We start from the raw sequence: 21,427 nt of genomic DNA on the forward strand, positions 1-21,427 counted from the left end.
TTCTCTAGTTTCTAATTTTCAATCGTAATAAAAGTGCTCCCATTTCTTACTCCCGGGTCATCTTCCACCGGAGTAAGGAATGGGAGCTTCTTTGTAAGTTGAATTCATGGAATTGCACATAATAAGTATAGCGGGCTCCAATGAATGCCAAATGACAAAACCCATAATCAAGCGCGTGTATGCTCTTGATTATGGGTTTATATTGGTTATTTATAGATGTTTGACAATGGCTTCTTGTGATAATATACTTAGTACACCTAATTAATTGTGCATCTATTTAATTGTACTACTATTTAATAGATGTCCTATGATGTTGGATGTCTATGGATTGATAAAGAAAGAAGGAGGGACCCATTATGACTGGTATAGATCCGGTCGCTCAGAAGCTTTTGTACTCCATTATGCAGTTTAATAAAGGCAAATGGAGGCAACATAAACCTCATGGGCGCAATCACAATGAAATTATGGTGCTGGGTTGTTTGCTCCACGGGATGCATCCGGGAGAACAATTGAACTGGCAGGACAACCCGCCTGATTTCAATGACACGATCGAATCCAATCATCCCGGGATGAAAGTCTCGGAAATCAGCGCATTGCTACGAGTGAAGTCACCGACCATTACACCTGTTATTCGTGGCCTTGAAGATGAGGGGCTGGTCAAACGGACGATGGACCCGGAGGATCGCCGTGCTGTCCGCATCACGATTACTGAAGCAGGTCGTGAAATTATTCGGGCTGCTCACCAAGAGCGTATGGAAATATTCAATAAGTTAGTTGAGCATTTGGGTGAGCAAGACAGTACTCAGCTGGCTGAGTTGTTGACAAAGGTATACACCTTTTTTGATACATTAACTTCCTTGCAAAAGGATGATTCGACAAGAGGAGATGATACGCCATGATGAAACTGTTTAGCATGCTGAAGCCATACCGAATTCCGATTATTTTCATTCTGGTGTTGGTACTGTTTCAGTCGCTTGCTGAATTGTACCTGCCTACGTTAATGGCAGATATTGTGAATGACGGCATCATTAAAGGGGATATCCCGTATATCTGGCAGATTGGTGGATGGATGTTGGTCATTGCGATTGGCGGAACAGCGTGTTCGGTGATTGCCAGTTATCTCTCATCTCGAACAGCGGGTGGATTTGCCAAACAACTGCGGAGCAGAGTATTTCGCCATGTGGAGAACTTCTCTCTCCAGGAGTTCGATAAGATGGGTACTGCTTCACTGATTACGCGTACGACGAATGACATCACGCAGGTACAGAATGTACTTACAATGATGCTGCGAATGATGATTATGGCTCCGCTCATGTGTATCGGGGGTATCTTCATGGCGGTATCTCAGGACGCCAAATTGTCTACGATTTTCCTGGTCGTGCTTCCGGTACTGGGTGGAGCTATTGCGCTGATTGGTGCCAAGGGTTTACCTTTGTTCAAAACCATTCAGAAAAAGCTGGACCGTCTCAACCTGGTGCTGCGTGAGCAGTTAACAGGGATTCGGGTTGTTCGTTCATTCAACCGTGGGGAGCATGAGAAAGTGCGCTTTAACGGGGCCAACACAGAACTGAGAGATTCATCGATCAAAGTTAATGTGCTCATGGCGACCATCATGCCTGTGATGATGCTGGTTATGAACTTTTCGATGATTGCCATCCTTTATTTTGGTGGAATGCGGATCGACAGCGGCAATATGAATATCGGTGCATTGATTGCCTTCATCCAATATGCAATGCAAATCATGTTCTCACTGATTATGGTTTCGATGATCTTTGTCATGATTCCAAGAGCTTCAGCATCGGCAGAACGGATCAACGAAGTGCTTGATATGCAGCCGGATCTTAGCAATCCCGAGCAGCCTCGTGGTATGAAATCCATGCAGGGTATGATTGAGTTTGATAATGTAACTTTCCGTTATCCGGGTGCAGAGAATCCAGCTTTGTCCGATATCTCCTTCACAGCTCGCTCAGGTGAGACAACAGCCATCATTGGCGGTACGGGTTCTGGGAAATCGACATTGCTCAGTCTTATTCCACGATTCTATGATGTGACCGAGGGCAGTGTTCGGGTAAATGGTACGGATGTGCGTGAGCTTCGGCAGGAAGATTTACGTGCCAAAATTGGCTTTGTACCACAAAAAGCAGTTCTCTTCACGGGTACGATTACGGAGAATATTCGTCACGGGAAAGACGATGCCACAATGGATGAAGTTGTGCATGCGGCACGTACGGCTCAGGCTGAGAACTTCATTACCGAGATGAAAGAGGGATATGACAGTCTTATCGCGCAAGGCGGTAACAACGTATCTGGTGGACAAAAGCAACGTCTGTCCATCGCTCGCGCACTTGTTCGCCGTCCGGAAGTCTATATCTTTGATGACAGTTTCTCTGCTCTCGATTTCAAAACGGATGCTAAACTTCGTGCCGCGCTGAAGTCCGAAACGACAGAAGCGGCTGTGCTAATTGTTGCGCAACGCGTAAGCACAGTAATGGATGCCGATCGCATTTTGGTTATGGATGAGGGCCGAATTGTCGGTTCAGGAACACATAAAGAGCTGCTGGAGCACAATGAAGTGTATCGCGAGATTGTATCCTCCCAGCTGACAGAGGAGGAGATCGCATGAGTGAACGTACAGAACGCAAGTCGCCTCGTCCCCATGGTGGGCCGGGTCCAGGTCCCGGAATGGGCATGCGACCTCCCGCTGAGAAAGCAAAAGATTTCAAAGGCACACTGCGTCGCTTGATTCGTTATCTCCAGCCCCATAGTTCTCGTCTGTTAGGTGTGCTGGTTGCAGCCATTTTGAGTACCGTATTCAGCATCATCAGTCCAAAAATTATGGCCGAAGGAACGGATATTCTCAGTAAAGGCGCCATTGCTATCCTTCAGGGTGTGCAGGGAGCCGGGATTGATTTTCCTGCATTGATGAAAGTACTATACCTGCTTGGCGGGCTCTATCTGTTCAGTGCTGCATTTATGTATGTTCAGCAATACCTGATGGCTGGTGTAGCCCAGCGTGTTGTCTATGACATGCGTGAGCAGATCAGTGCGAAGGTTGGACGCCTTCCTTTGAAATATTTTGACTCCCGCACAACTGGGGAGACACTCAGCCGTGCCACGAATGACGTGGACAATATCAGTAATACACTTCAGCAAAGTTTGGCACAGTTCATTACGTCCATCGTAACGATTGTCGGCGTAATTATCATGATGCTGACGATTAGTCCATGGATGACGCTGATCACAATTTTGACGCTGCCACTTAGTGTGGTTGTTGTCATGCTGGTCGCTTCCCGTTCGCAAAAACACTTTGCGGGTCAACAGAAATCCCTTGGGGAACTGAATGGTCATGTCGAAGAGATGTATACGGGCCACAAGGTCGTCAAAGCATTTGGACGTGAAGAACAATCCGTACAGCAATTTGAGAAGGTCAATGAAGAACTGTATGAATCCGGCTGGAAAGCCCAGTTTATCTCCGGTATTATTATGCCGCTCATGAGTTTTGTTGGTAACCTGGGTTATGTGCTGATCTGTGTGGTTGGTGGGATTTTCGTTACACGCGGATCGATCTCTATCGGGGATATTCTGGCCTTCACACAGTACTCCCGTCAATTCACACAACCGATTAACCAGATTGCAAATATCTCCAATATCATTCAATCAACGATTGCTTCAGCAGAACGGGTATTCGAGTTGCTGGATGAAGAGGAAGAAGTTCCGGAGTCCAAACAACCCGTGCAACTACAGCAGCCTAAAGGTGCGGTTACATTCCAAGGTGTTAATTTTGGATATAAAGAAAATGAACTGCTCATTCATAACATGAATATTGATGTAAAACCGGGACAGACGGTAGCCATTGTTGGACCAACGGGAGCCGGTAAAACAACCCTGATCAACCTGTTAATGCGTTTCTACGAAATTCAGGATGGTCAGATTACGATTGACGGTGCCGACATTAAGGACATGGAGCGTGGCAAGCTGCGCAGTCTGTTCGGCATGGTGCTTCAGGATACCTGGTTGTTCAACGGAACGATTCGGGACAACATCGCCTATGGTCGAGAAGGTTCTACGGAAGAGGATGTAATCAAGGCAGCCGTTGCGGCACATGCGGATCACTTTATCCGTACACTGCCTGATGGTTATGATACGGTGCTGAATGAAGAGGCGTCGAACATCTCTCAAGGGCAGAAACAGTTGCTGACCATTGCAAGAGCGATTCTGGCGAACCCGGCCATCCTCATTCTGGATGAAGCGACGAGTAGCGTGGATACACGGACTGAAGTATTTATCCAGAAAGCAATGAATGATCTGATGAAGGATCGCACAAGCTTTGTCATTGCACACCGTTTGTCTACCATTCGCGGCGCTGATCTGATCCTGGTTATGGATCATGGTAACGTGATTGAACAGGGCAATCATGATGAATTGATGGCGAGTCAAGGTTTCTACGCGGATCTGTACAATAGTCAGTTTGCGGAGCAACAACCGCAGGCGATCTGATTACAGATGTAACTAACAAGAATAGCCGAGAGCATCCCTAGGGGTGCTCCCGGCTATTTGGCGTATATCCAGAGGATTGACATTAGGATATGGATTGTTTATTTACTGATCCTTAGACTCCTTCACAGGTTCATCAGTGTCGTTGCTAGAGACCGACTTCGCTTCTATTTTTACGTCGTCGCTGTTAGCTTCCTCCAGCGCAGACGGAGCCGGTTCACCCGGAATTAATTCGCGCTGCTCAATCATACGTTTCACAACCTCATAACAGTCATCCACATGTTTGTTACCAACATAGCGCATGGCTGTGAAGCTGAGTGCAGCAGCCAATCCCTGTCCTGCAAAGGGGACAAATTTGGCGACCGATTTGGTGGCTACGCGTACGCCGACTCTTTTCAGAACCTGTACCACCAATTCCTTGGTGATCATACGACCGATGACTTTGCTTCCGATGGACATGACGAATCCATAGATCATGGATTTGGTCTCGGGGTCCATGCCGTCCAGCTGTTTTTGTGATAATCCGAATTTATTGTTAATGGCAGGCAGCAACTGCATCAGCATCCCCACATCAGCCAGTACGTCTGTACCGGGCAGCGGAACGAGTGTTGTACCGGCGGAAGCGGTAGCTCTTTTGCGAACCATGGTACGGCATTCCTTGCGTACTTGCTCCAATTGTTCCAACGTTGCCGGAATCATAGGGAATCCCTCCATTCGTATATGGTATAGATATAACCGTTTTGACTCGATTTGAATGGGTTCTCACCAGCAAAATTTGCAGCCTTATGACATTAAGGTGCGGAGAAACCCTCATTCTCATGCATAAATCTGGTTAAAAAAGGAATTGGATTATGGATAAACGGGCCATCTAGCTATTACGAATTGAATGAGGATTAGGATGCATACCTGATTGGGAAACCTATTCGGAATCATGATGAGTGCTTAGCGAAGGGCTTGTTTACGACTTCAACCTTTGTGGGTAAAGGGTAACAAGCATTGGAATGGAGGAAGAGGGATGGAATTTAACAAAGCGTTGTTAATTCATCATCATCATTCGGGCAAGGCCAATCGTGAGAGTACAGTGGGCCTTGTGGCTGGTGTGCTGGCTCCCGCTGTCCATGAACTCGTCATTGTGCGTACGGATGAAGCTGGTGAAGGAGAGAAGCTGTGTCGTGAGCGCGGTGAACAATTCGATGTGGTGTTTATTCTGGGTGGGGATGGCACGGTGCATGAATGCGTGAATGGACTGGCTGATCTGCAACATCCTCCGTTGATTGGTATATTGCCTGGAGGCACGTGTAATGACTTTGCGCGTTCGCTCGGGATTTCACCGGATGCAGAGACTGCGGCAGAAGAATTGCTGGCAGGTCGGGTAGTATCCATTGATGTTGGACGAGCCAATGATCGGGTGTTCACGAACTTTTTCGGTATTGGCTTGATCAGTGATGCATCGCAGAATATTAACGAGAATCTGAAAGGCGCGCTGGGTAAGCTCAGTTACTTCATCAGCACCTTACAGACAATTAGTCATACAGAGCCGTTTCGATACCAACTGGAGGCGGATGGGAAAGAGATGGAAGGCGAAGCGGTGATGATCTACGCAGCCAATGGCCGTTTTCTGGGAACGAATGCCCTGCCCTTTGCACCGGATGCGTTGCAGGATGGCGAACTGGACGTGCTCATTATTCATGAGACAGGCATTCCGCTGCTGCGAGAGGTTCTGTCGCACAAGCCGGAGGGAGATTGGCAACCTCAGAGTGAGAGCATTTCATACTTCAAGGCATCTACGCTAAAAGTGAAGACCGATGCGCCGATGTCAGCTGACACGGACGGCGAATTGTATATGAAGACACCCGCCGAGCTTTCGGTGCTGACGGGTCATCTGAAGTTTCTAACCGGGGAGGGTTATTAAATCCCCGGTTTTTTGGTTTGATTTTGGCTGATCGAAAACTTAAACATTCCCTACCTGATCTTTCGTATGACGTTGTCTAAACTCAGCCTCCAGCATGCTCATCTGTATGGCATCATGGTATTGATGATTGTAGAACAAGACATCCCGCTTCACACCCTCGCGCTGGAATCCGAGTTTCTCATACGTGCGAATGGCTCGCTCGTTGAAGGCGTACACCTCAAGCTCGATTCGATGCAAGTTACAGATGCCAAAGCCGTAGTCCAGCATAAGCAGTAACGCCTCGGTACCGTAACCTTTTCCTTGATGCTCCGCCCGATCGATGGCAACCCGAATATGTGCACTGCGATTCTTGGCATGCATGTCCATCAGGACGACATCTCCGATGATCTGGTCATTTTCCTGTAAAGCAATAAGTAGCATGAGTCTGGTGTCATCTTGTGCAGCGCTCTCAACATAACGTTCAACCTGAGCGCGTGTGAAACTGTTCTGTGTTCCTGTCAGCCTGCGCATCTCGGCGTCAAACAGTCCAGGAAAATAAGCATCCACATCTGTAATCTCGAAAGGACGCAGGTATATGCGCGACGTTTCCAGCAGACGGGGTATGCGTGGGGAAGGTTTTGAATGTGACATAAGTTGTTCCTCCTATGGGTTCAAGGCTGGACAGATTGAGATCGCCCTGCCTCTTAAAGTCGGCGTTACATATTGATGATGACATGAGTATATCCCAATACTGTATACTTCCAAATATACAGTTTTAATTAATTTTACAGGACAGATGAGGTGCAACATTATGATTAAATTACCGAAGCTGGACGAGAACGATAGTGCGCCAATCTATGTACAGCTCTCGGATCATATCAAAAGGGAAATCATTCACGGGGATTGGGCTGAGCATAGCCGACTGCCTTCAGTGCGAAAGCTTGCCGAGATGCTTGGGATAAGCACCACTCCTGTGGAGTGGGCCTATCAACAATTGATCGCCGAAGGATATATATACAGTCAGCCACGTCGTGGCTATCGTGTTCGTGCCATGGTGGACAGCGATCTTGCCATGCAGATTGGGCAAACAGATAAACAGACAGCCGGACAAGCTCCCGTGGCCAGAACGACGTGGTCAGATCATCAGGCAATACGCCCTGCCCGAGCAGTTCAATATGATTTTCATATGTCACGCAATGATTTCAGCCTGTTTCCAATTGCCAAGTGGCACCAATATGTTAATCGAATCTGGCGGGAAGAAGCAGGGGAGTTATTGTTCTATGGAGACCCCCAGGGAGAATGGGGACTAAGATGTGAAATTGCTGTCTATCTTGCGCAGTTCAGGGGAGTCAGCTGTTCTCCAGAGCAGATTGTTGTGGGTGCTGAACAGCATCTGCTAATGTCCCTATTAGCACAGACCTTGCTTCACAAGGGAGAATCAACGCATTCCATCGGTGTAGAGAATCCTGGATACCGGCTGTTACCTGGCACATTCCGCAATTATGGTTATCAGGTTGTCCCGATCTCTCTGGACCCTGATGGCATAAACTTGAGGGAGCTGGAACAGGCCGAGGTGAAATTGGCGGGTGTGTCGCCCTCTCACCAATTTCCACTAGGTATGACCATGCCGATCAATCGCAGATTGGCGTTGCTGGATTGGGCGGAACGAACAAAGGCATATATCATCGAGGATGATTACGATGGGGAGTTCCGGTATCATGGAAGACCAATCCCTTCCATGCAGGGGCTGCGTGAAGGAAGCCGCGTGATCTACATGGGTGGGTTCTCACAGGTCCTCGCACCTGCTCTTTGTATCCATTACATGGTACTTCCCAGAGAATTAATGGATGATTTTCGTGAAATGTACAAGTCCATCCTATTCGAACAATCAGCTTCACGGCTCCATCAGCGAACATTGGAGATGTTCATGCGTGAAGGGGAACTGGGCAAACATATTCGTAAAATGCGTAATGTCTACAAACGAAAGCATGACCTGATCGTTCAGGCCATCCAGCTGCATTTTGGAGATCGGGTTGAAATAAGGGGTCAACATTCTGGATTCCATCTGGTATTGCGAATGGCGGCCAAACAGTCACCCACAGAATTGGTAACCATAGCGATAGAGGCAGGGATACAAATCAGTTCAACGGAATATTTGTGGGCGAACGGGAGCGTACCAGCAGACGGCAAAAGAGAGTTCATTATCGGTTTTGCCGGAATAGAGCCGGAACGCATTGACCCGGGTATTGCCGCATTGGCCCAAATCTGGGGCGATCTTTAGTTCCGCTTAACCGCTCCATCCAGAAACAGGGCAACAAGTTCCCGTGCAAGTTCCTCAATGCTGCCGCCATTCATGTTGCGCACATCTTCGCGGTTCGCGAGCATGAGCAGTGACGTAAATGCATGGGCAAGCAGCATGGGACTGGCAACACGCAAATAACCATTGTCCATCTCCTGCTTGAAGTGGGTCGCAAGCACTTCGAAGATCTGAACCTCAGCTTCTCGAATCTGGCTGAGTTGCTCCGTATTCAGATGTTTCTCGGCTTCTCGCATCATGCTCTCCGTCTCAATATGGGAGTGCTGCATCTTCGCTTGCGCAACCTTGATCAGCCGCTCTTGTAGTGTGCCAGGTTCATCCAGGCGGAGTGAAGTCTGCTGCATGCTCATCGTCATTATGCGGGTAATGGCAACGGTGAACAGATCGGCTTTGCTGGTGAAGTGATAATAGATCGATGCTTTGGTTACATTGCATAGTGAAGCAATCTGCTGGAGAGAGACGGGTTCATACCCATATTCCATAAACAGACGTGAAGCTGTCATCAATATGTTGGTTTGGACAGATGCTTGATCGACGCCCGTTTTTGGTCTGCCCGGTGACCGGGGAATGTTTGTTTTTTTGTTCATAATCACTGACCTCTTTACGTATTTAATCGCTAGTTTAGGAAGTTCACAAATTAGGCATTGCAAAATTAACCTTCCGGTATATATAATTAACTCGATTATACTATGACCCGTGGTTCATTACTACACCATCATATATATTAGGGCTTCATAGAAACAGAATAGGGAGATGAAGAGACAATGCAGGAAGGTTCGGGTTACGGCCGCTGGGTTGCCGGCAAACGAAGCAAATGGATTACGCTGTTGGTATGGATCATTATCGCCGTTGTGCTTGGCATGGTATGGCCTGCTGTAGGTGATCGTGAAACCAATAACGCACAGGATCTGAGTGAATCCAAACCATCGGTTCAGGCAGCAGCACTTGCCGAGAAGGAATTCCCTGGCGGTGAAGGATTGCCCGCGCTGATCGTATGGCGTCAAGCCGGCGGTCTGACGGATGAGCAGATTCAGAACATTCAGGCATTAACGGAGCGACTGGATCAAGATCCGGTAGAACAACAGCAGTCCGTTGTGCCACTCTATCAATTACCACCACAGGCATTGAAAGGCCAGCTTTCGGAAGACGGAAGTACCTTGGTTATGCCACTTTTCTTCAATGAAGGTGCCGATTCGGAACAATTGAAGGCAGCTATTGAAGCACTTGAGCAAAAAACACAAGACATCTTCGGGGCAAACCCGTTCGATGTAGCCATAGATGATACCAATACACTGATTGCCCGTGTAACAGGGCCTGTAGGAATATCCATTGATGCGAGCGGGCTATTCTCCTCCGCCGATGTATCCTTGCTTATCGCTACAGTTGTACTGGTATTAGTGCTGCTGTTATTGATCTACCGCTCGCCAGTACTGGCGATTATCCCGATTATTGCGGTTGGATTCGCGTATATGGTGACAAGCCCCATTCTCGGATTCATGGCAGATCAAGGTTGGATCACGGTGGATGCACAGTCGATCTCGATCATGACCGTGTTGTTATTTGGAGCAGGAACGGATTACTGTCTGTTCATGATCTCCAGATACCGCCAGATTCTCTATCATGAGCCGGACAAAAAGAAAGCCATCTTCCAGGCAATTACCGGATCATCTGGCGCCATTGCCATGAGTGGATTCACGGTCGTTGCAGCACTGCTCGTGCTGTTGCTGGCTGAATACGGTGCATATCATCGCTTTGCCGTACCATTCAGTCTGTCCATCTTTATTATGTTTATTGCAAGTCTGACGCTGGTTCCAGCGCTCTTGGCGATCTTCGGTCGTGGTTCATTCTATCCATTCGTACCACGTACACATGAGATGGAAGTGGAACGTGCGAAGAAAAAAGGCAAACCGGCTCCTGCCCCGCGCAAAGTGAAGGAAAGCTGGATTGGCCGTGTTGTAGTAACGAAGCCATGGACCGTTCTTGCAATTACGTTGGTATTGCTGGGAGGACTGGCGGCATTCTCTACTCAGGTTAAATTCACGTATGATCTGTTGTCTTCCTTCCCGGAGGATGTGCCTTCCCGCGAAGGTTTCACCGTCATCGGCGAACAATTCTCCCAAGGTGAGCTGGCTCCAGTCAAAGTGATCGTTGATGCCGAAGGCAAAGAAACTGATCTGAAGCAACGTCTCGAATCGCTGGATTACATTAGCAAAGTAGGCGATGCTCAGCAGGGTGCCGAGAATGCCAACATTACCGCCTTTGATGTGGAATTCAATCTGAATCCATATTCCATGGAGGCAATGCAGCATATTCCGGATCTGCGGGCTACTGCGGAAAAGGCGCTTCAAGATGCTGGAGTAAGCAATGTAGACAGTCAGGTCTGGATCGATGGTCAGACGGCTGAACAGTATGACATTGAAGTGACCGGAGAACGGGATGCCAAGATCATTATTCCAGTGGTCATCGGCATGATTACATTGTTATTACTATTATACCTGCGTTCAGTTGTAGCTACGGCATATCTGATTGCAACGGTTGTTCTGTCGTATTTCTCTGCACTGGGTCTGGGTTGGATCATCATTCACTACGGACTTGGCGCAGATGCCATTCAGGGAGCGATTCCGCTGTATTCCTTCGTATTCCTCGTGGCACTGGGTGAAGACTACAACATCTTCATGATCTCTAGCATCTGGCAGAAACGCAAAACGATGCCACTTCGTCAAGCGATCAGAGAAGGTGTTGGCGAGACAAGCTCTGTTATTACATCTGCAGGTCTGATCTTGGCAGGAACGTTTGCGGTACTTGCTACATTACCAATTCAGGTGTTGGTGCAGTTTGGTATTATCACAGCTGTTGGTGTGATGTTGGATACCTTCCTGGTTCGTCCGTTCATGGTACCGGCGATCACCGCATTGCTGGGCAAATGGGCCTTCTGGCCAGGCAAGTATGTGCCGATTGCAGAGAAGAATGAGGAGAAACAGAACCAGTCCATGTAATACATGGATTGGGCGAGATGGACGGCGGGGCTTCAAGCCAGCTGTCCATTTTTTTATTTTCCGAACGATAAATGACCTCTACCAGTTGTCCTCCTGAGATGGAATGGTGGAACTGTAAAATATCCGCAGGACGAGGCGTGATCCTTGTCTTCTTTGCATGGGGAAGGTTTACGTAGCCAAGGGTTATGGGACATAATAGAGAGAGCGTCGGCCTTGGGCAGACGGATGATCAACATCAATGGGACAACCAGGGGAAGGATGAAAGCAAGCATGACGAACCAACTTAATGTGTATTTTAACCATGACGGCGGCGTGGATGACCTCGTATCGCTGTTCATGCTTCTGCAAATGGACAATGTACATGTAACCGGCGTTTCGGTTATTCCGGCAGACGGATATCTGGAGCCAGCAACAGATGCCAGCCGCAAAATTATCGATCGTTTCGGTACATATTCCGTAGAGGTATCCAAATCCAACTCCAGAGGGAAAAATCCATTTCCTGCGGCGTGGAGACTGCATTCCTTCTATGTAGATGCACTTCCTGTACTGAACGAGTCCGGCAAAATGGAAGCACCACTTTCTGCAGTTCCTGCACACCAGCATCTAATCGAGAAAGTGCGCAATACCGAAGGCAAAACGTTGCTCCTGTTCACAGGCCCACTGACTGACCTTGCGCGTGCACTGGACGAAGCACCAGACATTGAAGAGAAAATCGAAAAGCTGGTATGGATGGGTGGTACATTCGAGCGTGGTAACGTAGAAGAGCCTGAGCATGACGGTACAGCAGAGTGGAACGTATTCTGGGACCCGGAAGCGGCTTACCGTGTATGGCAAAGTGGTATCCAGATCGATCTGGTTGCACTGGAAAGCACGAACAAAGTACCTCTGACTCCAGAGCCGTTCGTAACCGCTGGGCAGCAGAGCGTCGCTTCGAAGGCGTTGATTTCCTGGGTAACTGTTACGCAGGTTGTCCGCCACTGGTGTACAGTGAGACAAATTCCACATACTATCTGTGGGATGTGCTGACAACGGCTTCCGTTGGACGCGAGGACATCGTGAAGAAGAAAACCGTAAACTGTATTGTTATCCCCGATGGTCCTAGCCAGGGCCGCACGGTGGAGCAAGCAGACGGACGTCCAGTACAACTGGTGTATGATACCGATCCGGAAGCGTTCTTTACGTACATGACGGATTTGGGTAAAAAAGCTGCTCCGCAGCGCTACTAATTCAGGCAGCCTCAGGGCTTGCCAACATTAAAGGTACAACAAAAATAAAGCCGCAGGCAGTGGTCTGGGTATGGGGTTGAACCCCATGATCCCGTCCCTGCCGTGCGGCTTTTTGTTTTGGGCTGATTTATATAGATTGATAACAGCGAGCGGAAGGTTGTTCTGTCATCGAAGTGGCAAGTGTGAATATTATTTAGTCCAACTATATAGCCGATCTATATAGCAATCTAAGCTGCGCGCTATATTTTAAATCGACCAATCAATCCGTTCAACTCACTGGACAATACCCGCAGAGATTCAGCGGATGCACTCATCTCATCCATGGATTGCAGTTGGCTTCCGGTAGCATGAGACACCTTCTGTATGCTCGAAGAGGATTCGCGTGAGATATGTTCCATATCCTCCACAGAAGCGGATACTTCTTCTGCACTGGCAGACAGCTGCTCGGATGCTGCGGATACTTCGTGCAGACGTTCATTCATCGTCTCAATCCCGGTATGAATGGATGTGAATGAACGGCCTGCCTCCTGAAAAACAGCGAGACCGGATTGGACTGCTGATGTGCTGGCAGACATATGTTCTGACAACAGGGCAGTCTGGCGTGTCATCTCGGCGATCAGTTCGGTTACATGCTGGGACGATTGCTCTGATTCCCCCGCAAGCTTGCGAACCTCTGAGGCAACCACCGCAAACCCGCTGCCATACTCTCCTGCCCGAGCCGCTTCAATACTTGCATTAAGTGCCAGCAGATTGGTCTGTGAAGCGATGCCTTTCATCAGATGTGCCACCGACTCAATTTTACCTGAGTACTGCTCCAGCTGAGAGGTGGAGGCCACCATCTGCACATTTGCTTGATGAATTTTGTCCATGCTGTCAATCGCCGTGTTGATGTTGGCTTGACCTTGCACCGCGTTATTGGTCGTTTCCTGCGAGACATCCGCGACCATAGAAGAAGAATTCGCAATATGCTGCATGCTGCGTGTAATCTCTTCCATGGCTACTGTGACTTCGCCTGCTCGTGCCACCTGTTCGGCAGCTCCACTGGCCGTATGATTAGTATGCTCGGCAATACGCTGACTGGCTTCTGCAGTCGCCTGTGAATGTTTCGATACACCTTCTGCAGCCTGTAGCAGAGAATCGGAGCTTTGACGGATGCCCGTCATGACATCACGGGTACCTGTAACCAGATGTTTGAACTCGGAAGCGAGCTGTCCCACCTCGTCCTTGCGATTAAGTTCAACGTTGACGGTCAGGTCGCCTTTTCCTACCTGGGTAATTAACTTCTTCAACTTCACCAATGGTCGGGTCAAGTAATGGGCGAATCCATACACCAACAAGACACTCAGCAGAACAATAGCCAAGGCTGTCCAGATCATGGTCATACGGTTGCGGGACATCAGTTCATAGACCGCAGTGGAGTCCAGATCCGCACCGACCAGCCCCAGTACTTTCCCGTCAGCCCCATGGATTGGCACATACGCTGTAATGGTAGCGCCATATTCATCCTGTGTGAGTTCACCCCGAATAGGTTCATTCTGTTCAAAAGCTTGCAGCATTCCTTCATAATGGGTCTCTTCTGCGGAGCCGTAAGGGGAGAAGTCATCCTTTGCTACATCCGCAGCAGCCCCATCCACAACATAGAAGTATGTATTGGTTCCATTTTCTTCACGTGTACCAAGGGTGTACAGATACTTGAGTCCATTGGCCTCGCGCAGCTGACTAAGCTGCTCACGCAATGTGCTGTAATACGCTGTCTCGTCCTGTCCGGTACTGAGTGGTGCATATAAAGAGGTGTCAATTAATGCAGCTGCCCGTTCAGCCACAGCCTGTGCCTGCATCCCCATGGATTGCTCGACCAGTTGGGCCGATGAACGGTACATGGTAATGCCAAGAACCGCACCCGCGGCCAGCATCAGACAGGAAAAAAATAAAAAGATCCTCATAAACAAACTGTTCATTGGTAAAGTGTTCCCCCTTGATCTGTTGAATCAATCGTCTCTTTGTCTCTTTACTTGGTGTTTGTCGTTCTTCTTTGGTTCGTATGTATTGTATATCAAATATACCGTTTTCTACTTGAAATATCGGCATCTGGTCTATAAAGAATTAGCCCCCGAGTCAATTTGATCCGGGAGCTAATTACGTTTCAATCCTATATTGACCATGACCATCATTGGAAGAAACCTCATTGTTACTCCTTAGAGGGACTTCCTATGACTGAGGGATTAAGTCATTACATTGTTCCGCCGCCCTGGCGAACAGAGGCAGGAATCTTTTCAGGTCCCTGATTAATATATTTATTGATAAAAGTACCCACTTTGGCATCGTCGAATTGGTCGAGTTTCATCGTTTTGGTCCATGCGGTCACCACGACTTCACTGCCTTCGGGAATATCCTTGTTTGGTACAGCCAGAATACCTGCTCTGGCTTCGCGGAATTTAGCGAGGTATTTCAGATGTTCCTTCAAATCCTCGCTTGTGTTCTCCCGATAATAGATGATGATATCCCCGTGCTCCAGATTGTGTACCAGGTAATTATATCCCGGGAAGTCGGTGTAAAATCCAAACTTGATATCATGCGGATTATGCGGCCCCGATGTTGGAATTGTCATCTCATACTGAATGGGGTCCTCTGTATGGTCTGCTCCATAGTATTTATCGTCCGTCACGTCGATTGTCGCGTTGGATTCCAGATCGGCTACATTATATGTTTTACCTGCTCCTTGCATGAAGAACAGGCCAAACGTAATAATCGACACAGCCATCATTACATGTGCAACCAGCCGAAGGGATCGACTTTTTTTCTGGATGTCCGCCCGTTCTTTCTTTTTCATGTGGCCCAGGATTTTTCCCTGTGTGCGTGATGCCCAGATATAGGCGGCGATGGAGAACAGTAACACGATTGCACCTACGATGAGCCACAGGTAGGATGTACCTGCCTCATGCTCCATTTGCATATGATTCATATGAGTCATGTCCATAGAGAGTTCCTCTGCTTTCTTTGTAAAATGAGTGAACATAACACTACGTGATGTAGTGTTAATGGCAAAGATGAATCCTCTTATTACGTAACGGGAGTTGCTGGATTGGTTTGTTACGTCAATAAGAACATACCTGTTGCACTACACATTATAGTGTATGATACATGCACAGTGCAATGCTGCCTTGGAAAACAAAAAAAGGCGCTCCCCACGTGAGCAGGGAGCGCCTAGTACAAATCTAATGGGATAACAGCGATCGGAAGGTTGTTCTGTCATCGAAGTAACAAGTGTAAATAGCTTTATTCCAACGGATATAGTTTACAGACGGCCAAACGGCGAAAGCATCAGCCGGATCAGTCCAATAATAATCTCACCCAACAATCGATACAGAATAAAGAATACAACCACATTGGCGATCAGTACGCTGTACATACTGTCGATGGCTGCTTTGGTACGATTCAGTGGATACTGGAATAGCACCGAGTTCAGAGCGACAAATATGATGATATACGAGACCACAAGCAAGGCAATCGCGATGGAATACGAGATGATAATAAACAGATTCGCCAGAACAAGGGATACTACAGCAGGAACAAGCAATGTACCGAACTGGGCAACCAGTGTTTTGGGACGGAAGGTTATTTTTTCAATCTTCAGAATAGCGTACATCAGTGCAATAGAGGCAATCAGGATAATGACGGTGAACAATAGCGGCCGGATAAATCCACCAATGAACAAGCCATCCATGCCTATGCGACTAAAGGTAATTAAGAAGTATGTAGAAGATAGAACTGCAATTAGCGCCATCGTTAGCCATCCGTTTAGTGAATGCTGGTCGCCAACGGTTTTCATCATCTGATAAGGACGGGCCAATACACTGAGGAAATAGGATAGATACTGTTTGCTTACTTCTTTGGCTTGCTGAACTTTCTCATTCTGCACAATATTATTCCACTGATTGGAGCTATTGTCTCCTGCAGAAGCATGGTCACTAGTACCAGTTGATTCTCTCGCCTGTTCCTTGTGAATGGAGACGGATGGTGTGTTGGATGGAGCGGATGCTTGGGAAGAGGTAGCCTGCGTGCTGGACCAACGGGTATATTCGGGTTCGGAAGCAGCAGCAGATTCCGGGTTCGGTACAGGAGTTGGTGATGAGGTTGTTTGCGTTAGATTAGTTCCGCACCTCTCGCAAAACTGGGCATCTCCATTTTCATGATTACATACTGGACATTGCATGGTATAAGCCTCCAATTTCTAGAAAATAAAAACATGTCAACATTGTGTCTCATTTTAACGGTTGTTGACGAAGTTTGTCTATGTTTCGCAGGAATTAGTACCCATTTAGGGAAAGTAGAAACAAAGCCTCGAATACGGTGTATTAAAACGGAGTGTAGAAGTAACAATAGTATAGGACTGACATGCAGGCATATTAATGTAAATTTACTGTGGTTTAAGACGAATTGTTTTTGGAGGCAAATGTCTCATCGTTCGCTTCTGTGTGTGATTTACATGTTAAGTATATCTTTTGGGTTGCTCATTTCAGAAGATTTATGTATAATCAATCGTGTTAACACGTCGAATGTACGGTAGTAAGAGATGTGGGTGAGTTCATGGAACTACTGGACAGCAATGAGAGCAAGAAGAAGATGTGCCAGTATTATAACGAAATATCGAAGGAACTGTTCGGATTTGGCACCACTCTCCTGAGAGTGACCATTGACCAGAACATTGTGACCTTCTACGCGAAGCACCGACGTTCACCGCGCTCTGACGCCCTGGAAGGGGAGGCCCCCGGCTTAAAGCTGGAAGTGGACTTCCGCATGTCTGTCTTATATAAGAAGAAATTCCGGGAGAAGCTCGAGCAGCACATGGGTTTGCCAATTGAAGCTATATTGCGGGATTATGATGCGTCCACTCAGTGGGCAATCACGAATGTGATTCTGGAACAAGCCTAAGGATGGATCGGCAGGATTGATTCTTGTTGATGTATACGGAGGTTATGGCCCGGATTCATGATCAGGTTCCGTACAATTTCATATGATGGCGTCTGTCTTTGGATTGATTCTGAAGCAGAAACCGATGATGTACCGGCAGCGGGTGTCGCTTTCCTTTGTTTACGAAGAAAAGTGTTCTTGTTTATACAAGAATGCTTTTCTTTTTGTTTTTTCATACACATCACATATATCAGGGGGAATCAGGATCATGATGAAAAAGTGGATTAGCGGTTTGGCAGCAGTGGCAATGACATCAGTATTACTTGCAGGTTGTGGCAGCAGCACGGATGATGCAACAGGCGGATCAGGCAGTGGAGGAACCGCAGCTAACAAATTGGTTATCTCCACTTGGGGCTTCTCCGAAGATTTCTTTAATGAAGAAGTATTTGGTCCATTCGAAAAAGAACATAATGTAGACATCGTGCTCGAAGTCGGCAATAACGCTGAACGTCTGAATAAAATTCGTCAAGGTACATCAAATGTCGATGTTATCTACCTGTCTGACTATTATGCACAACAGGGTATCGATGAAGGTCTGTTTGAGAAAATCGACCGCTCCAAAATTCCAAATGTAAATGACATTTATGATATTGCCAAAGCACCACTTGGTGAAGATTATGGCCCGGCCTACACGGTTGGACAGCTCGGTATCGCTTATAACCCGGATCTCGTATCCAAAGAAGTGACATCATGGAGTGACCTGTGGGACCCGGCGTTCGAGGGTAACCTGACCATCCCGAATATTACGGCAACGGCAGGCCCAATGGTTGTGGATGCAGCTTCCCGTGTAGCCGGAAACGATACGTTTAATGAAGATGCGGCATTTGCTGAACTGAAAAAACTGAGTGGCAATGTGGTGAAATTCTACAGCCAAACTTCCGAGTTCGTGAACATGTTCTCCCAAGAAGAAATTGCGGGCGGACCGATCATGGAAATGTATTTCAAAGATCTGAAAGCAGCCGTGCCTAATGCAAAGTTTGTTACACCTAGCGAAGGTGCATATGCCGTGATGAACACGATCAATATCGTGAAGGGCAGCAAAAACAAAGAGCTCGCTGAAGAGTTCATCAACTGGCAGCTCAGTCAAGATGTACAAGCGAAATCTGCTAAAGCCAAAGTCGATTCTCCAGTGAACACCAAGATTGAACTGACTGCTGAAGAAGCAGAAGGCGTAACATATGGCGCAGAAGTTGTTGAGAAGCTGAACAAGCTGGATATGGAATTTGTGAATCAACAGGTTAAAGGCTGGACAGATCGCTGGAACCGCGAGATTGCACAATAAAAACAAGTAACCGACTAAATAGTTATCTTTGATCTATATAGTTTAACTAAACTTTTTACACGAGAACGGAGAGGGCAGAAATAACGTGAAGAAGCGAAGCGTTCGCCTTTATCCCCGGATTTTCCCTTTGAAGAAGGGATTCAAAAAAATCTGGGGATAACAGCGATCGGAAGGTTATTCTGTCATCGGAGTGGTAAGTGTAAATATTCTTTAGTTCAACTTATCATTTGCAGCAAGCAACCAATTACCGTATAGGAGTTGAGAACGGATGAGTGAAGCGCAAAATCGCATCATTCTAGACGTGGACACGGGGATTGACGATGCACTGGCGATTTTGCTGGCCGTCAAAAGCCGGAAGCTGAACATCCTCGGCATCACCACAGTCTGTGGGAACGTATCACTCCAGCAGGCAACAGAGAATACGTGCAAAATTCTTGAACTCGCGGGTGCACCTGAAATTCCGGTCATTGCCGGAGCAGCTGGACCGCTCACTCGCAAGTCTCATTATGAACACCGGGTACATGGACAGGATGGATTGGGCGGTGCGCTGCCTGATCCGGCCGTGTCCAAGAAAGCCGAGGAAGGTTTTGCGCCAGACTTTATCGTGGAACAAGCCAAGCAGTATCCGGGCGAACTGACATTAATCATGACCGCACCATTAACGAACTTGGCCCTCGCGCTGATGAAATGTCCTGAATTGCCTTCTTTATTGAAGGAAGTCATCTTCATGGGTGGTGTTGTTCGCGGACATGGCAATATTACACCGACCGCCGAGTACAACACATACGCTGATCCAGAGGCCGCACGCATTGTACTGCATGCAGGCATCGAGAAGCTTACCCAAGTCGGATTGGATGTAACGCGTCAAACATTGCTGAATGAAGCAACGATTGAGCGTCTCACTGATCCTGCACTGCGCGCGTACGTTGCTCAAAGCACAGAGATTTATATCAACCGTTACGAACAAATGAACGGCGTCCGCGCTTGCGCTTTACATGATCCACTAGCCGTGGGCGTAGCCCTTGCCCCTGAACTGGTAGGACGCAAATCGTATTACGTGGATGTCGAAACCGCCAGCCGCCTGTGCGATGGCCAGATGGTATGTGACTTCCAAAACCGTTTGGGCGAGCAGCCCAACACCCTCGTCTGCGAAACCGTAGACGCGGAAAGCTTCCTTGAACTGTTTATCAACGCGTTAAACGCGTAGCTATGATAGTTAAATTCATGTTTTACACAATAACGTAGTGACAGAAGAAAGCTGGAGAAGCGAAGCGTTCGCCTTTATCTCCGGATTTAACCTTTTCAATAAGGATCAAAAAATCTGGGGATAACAGCGATCGAAAGATTCTTCTGGCACGGAGTGAGCTAGTGTAAAGTTGTGCTTTTAACGTGTGAATAAAACCATTTTACAAGTCAGGAGTATCGCGATGAAAAAATCAGTAATCTACTGGCTATTGCTGCCGGGATTCGTGTTTTTGGCGGCATTTATGATCATTCCGATTGTCCTGACGATCGGGTCGACGTTTTTCCAAGAAAACTCCTTCACGTTTGAAGGATACATGCATTTTTTCAGAGACCCATACTTTTTGAAAATATTGCTTACGACGCTGCAAGTCAGCGTGGTCACCACTATCGTCTGTGTGGTGCTCGGATTCCCGACAGCTTATTATATTTCGCAGAAAGCGCCACGCCGCAAAGGCATTTTGCTGGCACTGGCGATCTTCCCGCTGCTGACGAGTCCGGTGGTGCGCTCGTTTAGCTGGATGATCATTCTTGGACGAAAAGGGCTGATTAATAACACCCTTGTTGGTCTGGGTATCGTGGACAAGCCGCTGGACATTTTGTACACGCCGGCAGCGATGATGATCGGTCTGACGCATTTGTTCCTGCCACTGATGATTATCTCTCTGGTGGGTGTGCTCGAGAATATTGACGGTGATCTGCTCAAAGCGGCACAAAGTCTGGGCGCATCGCGCATTACGGCATTCCGCCGGGTTGTGTTCCCGCTGGCTGTGCCAGGACTTGTGATCGGAGCCGTGCTTGTCTTTGTCGGAAGCCTGACGGCGTATACCACACCTGCCCTCCTTGGAGGCAAGCAGCGCGTGATTGCTACGTTCCTGTATCAGAACGCCATGACCCTCAACGACTGGTATCTGGCCTCGGTTGTTGCCGCGATTATGATTGTAATTACATTTGTCGTGGTCGGTGTCATGAACAAAATGGCCAAAACTTTAAATCCGAAGGGGTAGA

The 21,427-nt window shown here is 47.7% G+C and carries 16 protein-coding genes and 1 pseudogene; 11 read left to right on the top strand and 6 right to left on the bottom strand.

Going from position 1 to position 21,427, the window contains the following annotated elements; all coding sequences use genetic code 11:
- The first annotated feature begins 356 nt into the window (after positions 1–356).
- The 3 genes from QF049_RS25250 to QF049_RS25260 are packed head-to-tail and all read left to right on the top strand — an operon-like array spanning position 357 to position 4,497.
- Positions 357–899 carry a MarR family winged helix-turn-helix transcriptional regulator gene (locus QF049_RS25250; RefSeq protein ID WP_074092645.1) on the top strand — a complete coding sequence of 181 codons (543 nt, stop codon included), beginning with the start codon at positions 357–359 and terminating at the stop codon, positions 897–899.
- Positions 896–2,623, top strand: coding sequence for an ABC transporter ATP-binding protein (locus tag QF049_RS25255; protein WP_307541502.1), 1,728 nt, complete (start codon positions 896–898; stop codon positions 2,621–2,623). The genes QF049_RS25250 and QF049_RS25255 overlap by 4 nt, the downstream gene beginning before the upstream one ends.
- Positions 2,620–4,497 carry an ABC transporter ATP-binding protein gene (locus tag QF049_RS25260; RefSeq protein ID WP_307541504.1) on the top strand — a complete coding sequence of 626 codons (1,878 nt, stop codon included), beginning with the start codon at positions 2,620–2,622 and terminating at the stop codon, positions 4,495–4,497. Before QF049_RS25255 ends, QF049_RS25260 begins: the two co-directional genes overlap by 4 nt.
- Before the next feature lie 102 nt (positions 4,498–4,599).
- On the opposite strand, the gene QF049_RS25265 is transcribed toward QF049_RS25260, so the two are convergent.
- Complete coding sequence (locus QF049_RS25265) at positions 4,600–5,193, bottom strand: hypothetical protein (RefSeq protein WP_307541506.1); 594 nt, start codon at positions 5,191–5,193, stop codon at positions 4,600–4,602.
- A gap of 316 nt (positions 5,194–5,509) precedes the next feature.
- Here QF049_RS25265 and QF049_RS25270 point away from each other — a divergent pair, with 316 nt between their 5' ends.
- Positions 5,510–6,406, top strand: a complete 897-nt coding sequence (locus tag QF049_RS25270; RefSeq protein WP_307541508.1) for a diacylglycerol/lipid kinase family protein — start codon at positions 5,510–5,512, stop codon at positions 6,404–6,406.
- 39 nt (positions 6,407–6,445) lie between these two features.
- Here QF049_RS25270 and QF049_RS25275 read toward each other — a convergent pair whose 3' ends face one another.
- Positions 6,446–7,036 carry a GNAT family N-acetyltransferase gene (locus tag QF049_RS25275; protein ID WP_307541510.1) on the bottom strand — a complete coding sequence of 197 codons (591 nt, stop codon included), beginning with the start codon at positions 7,034–7,036 and terminating at the stop codon, positions 6,446–6,448.
- Between the two features lie 160 nt (positions 7,037–7,196).
- Here QF049_RS25275 and pdxR point away from each other — a divergent pair, with 160 nt between their 5' ends.
- A complete protein-coding gene (gene pdxR, locus QF049_RS25280; protein WP_307541511.1) occupies positions 7,197–8,666 on the top strand; it encodes a MocR-like pyridoxine biosynthesis transcription factor PdxR in 1,470 nt (489 codons plus the stop codon).
- Here pdxR and QF049_RS25285 read toward each other — a convergent pair.
- Positions 8,663–9,289: a TetR/AcrR family transcriptional regulator gene (locus QF049_RS25285; RefSeq protein WP_307541513.1), complete on the bottom strand. Its 627-nt coding sequence runs from the start codon at positions 9,287–9,289 to the stop codon at positions 8,663–8,665. The two genes, pdxR and QF049_RS25285, sit on opposite strands and share 4 nt — an antisense overlap.
- Positions 9,290–9,466: 177 nt before the next feature.
- On the opposite strand from QF049_RS25285, the gene QF049_RS25290 reads away from it, so the two are divergent.
- Positions 9,467–11,698: an MMPL family transporter gene (locus tag QF049_RS25290; protein WP_307541515.1), complete on the top strand. Its 2,232-nt coding sequence runs from the start codon at positions 9,467–9,469 to the stop codon at positions 11,696–11,698.
- Positions 11,699–11,968: 270 nt separating this feature from the next.
- Positions 11,969–12,924: pseudogene (locus tag QF049_RS25295) on the top strand (nucleoside hydrolase).
- A 239-nt stretch (positions 12,925–13,163) separates the two neighbouring features.
- Here QF049_RS25295 and QF049_RS25300 read toward each other — a convergent pair.
- The 3 genes from QF049_RS25300 to QF049_RS25310 form a co-directional block, all read right to left on the bottom strand.
- On the bottom strand, positions 13,164–14,882 hold the full coding sequence (locus QF049_RS25300; protein ID WP_307541517.1) for a methyl-accepting chemotaxis protein: 1,719 nt from the start codon (positions 14,880–14,882) through the stop codon (positions 13,164–13,166).
- Between the two features lie 272 nt (positions 14,883–15,154).
- Positions 15,155–15,886 carry a DUF3105 domain-containing protein gene (locus tag QF049_RS25305; protein ID WP_307541519.1) on the bottom strand — a complete coding sequence of 244 codons (732 nt, stop codon included), beginning with the start codon at positions 15,884–15,886 and terminating at the stop codon, positions 15,155–15,157.
- Positions 15,887–16,219: 333 nt separating this feature from the next.
- Positions 16,220–17,137 carry a zinc ribbon domain-containing protein gene (locus QF049_RS25310; protein WP_307541521.1) on the bottom strand — a complete coding sequence of 306 codons (918 nt, stop codon included), beginning with the start codon at positions 17,135–17,137 and terminating at the stop codon, positions 16,220–16,222.
- A gap of 374 nt (positions 17,138–17,511) precedes the next feature.
- Here QF049_RS25310 and QF049_RS25315 point away from each other — a divergent pair, with 374 nt between their 5' ends.
- From QF049_RS25315 to QF049_RS25330, 4 genes are all read left to right on the top strand, one after another.
- Entirely contained in the window at positions 17,512–17,856 is a 345-nt protein-coding gene (locus QF049_RS25315) for a Na-translocating system protein MpsC family protein (protein WP_017691786.1), read from the top strand.
- Positions 17,857–18,106: 250 nt separating this feature from the next.
- Positions 18,107–19,177: an ABC transporter substrate-binding protein gene (locus QF049_RS25320; RefSeq protein WP_307543417.1), complete on the top strand. Its 1,071-nt coding sequence runs from the start codon at positions 18,107–18,109 to the stop codon at positions 19,175–19,177.
- A gap of 268 nt (positions 19,178–19,445) precedes the next feature.
- Positions 19,446–20,384, top strand: coding sequence for a nucleoside hydrolase (locus QF049_RS25325; protein WP_307541523.1), 939 nt, complete (start codon positions 19,446–19,448; stop codon positions 20,382–20,384).
- Between the two features lie 220 nt (positions 20,385–20,604).
- Positions 20,605–21,426: an ABC transporter permease gene (locus tag QF049_RS25330; RefSeq protein ID WP_036612869.1), complete on the top strand. Its 822-nt coding sequence runs from the start codon at positions 20,605–20,607 to the stop codon at positions 21,424–21,426.
- Position 21,427: the final 1 nt, after the last annotated feature.

Origin of the sequence: Paenibacillus sp. W4I10, assembly GCF_030816325.1 — a bacterium.
Taxonomy (GTDB): domain Bacteria; phylum Bacillota; class Bacilli; order Paenibacillales; family Paenibacillaceae; genus Paenibacillus; species Paenibacillus amylolyticus_B.

Excerpts from the sequence above, each read along its gene's own strand:
- QF049_RS25290 (WP_307541515.1), top strand. The coding sequence starts at position 9,467 with ATGCAGGAAGGTTCGGGTTACGGCCGCTGGGTTGCCGGCAAACGAAGC.
- QF049_RS25255 (WP_307541502.1), top strand. The coding sequence starts at position 896 with ATGATGAAACTGTTTAGCATGCTGAAGCCATACCGAATTCCGATTATT.
- pdxR (WP_307541511.1), top strand. The coding sequence starts at position 7,197 with ATGATTAAATTACCGAAGCTGGACGAGAACGATAGTGCGCCAATCTAT.
- QF049_RS25300 (WP_307541517.1), bottom strand. The coding sequence starts at position 14,882 with ATGAACAGTTTGTTTATGAGGATCTTTTTATTTTTTTCCTGTCTGATG.
- QF049_RS25285 (WP_307541513.1), bottom strand. The coding sequence starts at position 9,289 with ATGAACAAAAAAACAAACATTCCCCGGTCACCGGGCAGACCAAAAACG.
- QF049_RS25330 (WP_036612869.1), top strand. The coding sequence starts at position 20,605 with ATGAAAAAATCAGTAATCTACTGGCTATTGCTGCCGGGATTCGTGTTT.
- QF049_RS25265 (WP_307541506.1), bottom strand. The coding sequence starts at position 5,193 with ATGATTCCGGCAACGTTGGAACAATTGGAGCAAGTACGCAAGGAATGC.
- QF049_RS25325 (WP_307541523.1), top strand. The coding sequence starts at position 19,446 with ATGAGTGAAGCGCAAAATCGCATCATTCTAGACGTGGACACGGGGATT.
- QF049_RS25315 (WP_017691786.1), top strand. The coding sequence starts at position 17,512 with ATGGAACTACTGGACAGCAATGAGAGCAAGAAGAAGATGTGCCAGTAT.
- QF049_RS25250 (WP_074092645.1), top strand. The coding sequence starts at position 357 with ATGACTGGTATAGATCCGGTCGCTCAGAAGCTTTTGTACTCCATTATG.
- QF049_RS25305 (WP_307541519.1), bottom strand. The coding sequence starts at position 15,886 with ATGAATCATATGCAAATGGAGCATGAGGCAGGTACATCCTACCTGTGG.
- QF049_RS25310 (WP_307541521.1), bottom strand. The coding sequence starts at position 17,137 with ATGCAATGTCCAGTATGTAATCATGAAAATGGAGATGCCCAGTTTTGC.
- QF049_RS25320 (WP_307543417.1), top strand. The coding sequence starts at position 18,107 with ATGAAAAAGTGGATTAGCGGTTTGGCAGCAGTGGCAATGACATCAGTA.
- QF049_RS25260 (WP_307541504.1), top strand. The coding sequence starts at position 2,620 with ATGAGTGAACGTACAGAACGCAAGTCGCCTCGTCCCCATGGTGGGCCG.
- QF049_RS25275 (WP_307541510.1), bottom strand. The coding sequence starts at position 7,036 with ATGTCACATTCAAAACCTTCCCCACGCATACCCCGTCTGCTGGAAACG.
- QF049_RS25270 (WP_307541508.1), top strand. The coding sequence starts at position 5,510 with ATGGAATTTAACAAAGCGTTGTTAATTCATCATCATCATTCGGGCAAG.